Origin of the sequence: Nocardia sp. NPDC019395 (assembly GCF_040632335.1) — a bacterium.
GTDB lineage: Bacteria > Actinomycetota > Actinomycetes > Mycobacteriales > Mycobacteriaceae > Nocardia.
The window spans coordinates 45,032-47,803 of record NZ_JBEYBT010000003.1; the positions used below are offsets into that span (position 1 = coordinate 45,032).

The window sequence follows — 2,772 nt, forward strand, 5'->3', positions numbered from 1 at the left end:
TCAGAAGCAACACCCGGGTGCCGCGGTTGGAGCGGTGCGGTACCGTCACCGTGTTCGAGTAGTGACAGAAGGAGCAGTAATGCTGGGGGTGGGCGAGACCTTTGCCGGATACCGGATCGAAGGGCTCCTGGGCCAGGGCGGAATGGGTACGGTGTACCTTGCCCAGCACCCACGTTTACCCCGCACCGTGGCGTTGAAGTTGCTGAACCGGGAAGTATCCACCGACCCCGAACTCGCCCGCCGGTTCGAACGCGAGGCCGACGTGATCGCCCGGCTCGAACACCCGGGAATCGTCGGCGTGCTGGACCGGGGCGCGCACGACGGTCATCTGTGGATCGCGATGCAATACATCCGCGGCACCGACGCCGCATCCTGGGACGCTGCCCGGCAGCCGCCCGCGACCGTGGCGGATTTCCTGCGCGGAACCGCGGTGGCGCTGGACTACGCGCACAGCCGCGGCATCCTGCACCGCGACGTGAAACCGGCCAATATCGTGATCGCCCACGGCGACGATTTCCGCGAAGCGCACGCGGTGCTCACCGATTTCGGTATCGCCGGGCTCACCGACACTCTCAACACCAAGCTCACGGCCACCGGTACGTTCACCGCGACGCTGGCCTACGCCTCGCCCGAGCAGTTGTCCGGCGAGGTCGTGGATCACCGCTCCGACCAGTATTCCCTGGCCTGCACCCTGTTCACCCTGCTGGCCGGGCAACCGCCGTACGCGGCGACGAATCCGGGACAGGTGGTGCTGGGCCACGTCTCGAAGCCTGTTCCCCGGATCACCGCCATACGCCCGGATCTCCCCGTGGCCCTCGACGCGGTCCTGGCGCGGGCGATGGCCAAACAACGCGACGACCGTTTCCCCACCTGTGCCGCATTCACCACCGCTGTCCTCGACGCACTCGGGGGCCGGCACGTCGAGAACACGGTCGATATCGCGCGTATCGCGCCGACGGTGCACAACTCACGACCGGCCGGATACGAGCGTCCGATGGTGGCCGCTCCACCGGTACCGCCCCCGGCTCCCGGCAACCCGATCGGGCGTGGCGCGTCGACCGAGGACCGTAATCTCGGGATCGTATGGGGTGTGGCACTTGCCATCTTCGTGATACTGGTGCTGATCAGCGGCGCGGCAGCCTTGTTGCTGCCCGACTCGAACGAGGAGAACAGCCACAGCGTGGCTGCCTCGGAGGTTCATCAGTACACAGGTGACGGCATTTCGCTACTGGTTCCAGATCGGGACGAGCAGGGCTGGAACCAGGCGATCTGACGGTCGGGCTCCGGTAGCCGGTGATGTACGGGTTCCGTGCCGACCTAAGCTTCCGCCAGACGACGTACTTCAGCGGCCACCAAGTCGGCGTCGGTGAGCGGGACATAGTGCGCCGAGTTGGGCGCCATCACGTGACGCCCCCTGGCCGAAGCTGCCGCGCGAGTGGCGTGCGCCGCCACGAATGCCGTTCGCTGCTTGCGGATCATCCCGTCCCCGGGCAGGGCTCCGGACACCACAGTGACCGGTATGTCACCCAGGTCCGGCGCATTCTGCCGCCAAGCCCGCAGTTCCGGGATGAACGTCTTCGTCTGCTGTATCTGCGTACGGACTACCTGCGGGGTGAAAGCCTCCCTGTCCAGGTCGGCACGCACATCCTCAGCGGGCATCGCGGCCAGCAGCTTGCCGAACAGCGGCTTGAACAGCCCTAGTTTTGCCAGTCCCAGTTCGATCGGCTCGATCACTTGCTCCAGCAGCCTGGTGGTGCGGCTCATCGCGAAACCCGCTGCCTCGTCGCTGGGATCGACCAAAACCAAGCCGATGACCTCCTGGCGTCGTTGTGGATTCGCGGCCGCGGCGCGCACAATAGGGCCGCCGGCGGAATGCCCGACCAGCACGAACGGGCCGGTGCCGAGATGGTCGAGTACGTCGTTCAGGTCGGCCGCCATCCGCTCCAGGCTGCGACCGCCGGGGTCGGGCGCCGAACGCCCGAGGCCGGAGCGGTCGTAGACGACGGCGCGAGCGAACTCCGCCACTCGTGTCTGCACGGGAGCCCAGGTGGAGCGCTGGGCGGCGTAGCCGGCCTCGAACACCACTGTCACCGCGCCGCGGGTCCCCGCCGCATCCGTACTGCCTTCTTCGCCTCGGTTTCCGAAGGGGCCGTCGAGCACCTGTGCGTATAGTTCGCGGCCGTCGCGAGTCTCGATCCACTCCGCGGCTCCCTGGGTGTGCATCTTCCACACGTTACCGATCAGCGCGGCCGAATTTCCCGGCCTCGCTTCTTCGAACAGCTCCCGGACCGGGCTGCGGATAGATTGGGCAAAGTGTTCGAGACAAAGATCCGGGTGCCGTTGGCAGTCGCGATCACCGTGGCGTTGTCGGGGCTGATCGCCGGCTGCGGCGTGGATCCCGAGCAGTGGGTGCAATACTTCACCAGTACGCCGGGCCGTGCGAAAATCACGTTCGCCGACGACCGTCAGTCGGTCTTCGTGATGAATCCCGCACGATTGGACCGGGCACCCGTCGTTCTCCCCCGACTGGGGCAGGGCGATCCTCTTCACTCGTTTCACCCATGACTCAGCGTCCAGGCCGGGAGCTGAGGTCTGGGAGATGAACCGCGACGGTAGCGGCCCGCGCCGTCTCACCGACCCGAAACAATTTGCACTGCATCCCAGTACGGGCGGGGGAACCGCCTTGTGACGTTGATCGCTGTGCTGGAAACCCGAGCACTGGTGGGGCTGAGCGGCCGGCCGTCTCAGGATTTCGAGTGCCCGGTCCGCGCA

The 2,772-nt window shown here is 66.6% G+C and carries 3 protein-coding genes; 2 read left to right on the plus strand and 1 reads right to left on the minus strand.

From position 1 onward, the window contains the following. Positions 1–79 precede the first annotated feature (79 nt). Positions 80–1,273: a serine/threonine-protein kinase gene (locus tag ABZ827_RS11440; protein ID WP_357236024.1), complete on the plus strand. Its 1,194-nt coding sequence runs from the start codon at positions 80–82 to the stop codon at positions 1,271–1,273. 44 nt (positions 1,274–1,317) lie between these two features. On the opposite strand, the gene ABZ827_RS11445 is transcribed toward ABZ827_RS11440, so the two are convergent. Beyond that, positions 1,318–2,223: an alpha/beta hydrolase gene (locus ABZ827_RS11445; protein WP_357236025.1), complete on the minus strand. Its 906-nt coding sequence runs from the start codon at positions 2,221–2,223 to the stop codon at positions 1,318–1,320. Between the two features lie 90 nt (positions 2,224–2,313). On the opposite strand from ABZ827_RS11445, the gene ABZ827_RS11450 reads away from it, so the two are divergent. After that, a complete protein-coding gene (locus ABZ827_RS11450; RefSeq protein WP_357236027.1) occupies positions 2,314–2,565 on the plus strand; it encodes a hypothetical protein in 252 nt (83 codons plus the stop codon). Positions 2,566–2,772 lie beyond the last annotated feature (207 nt).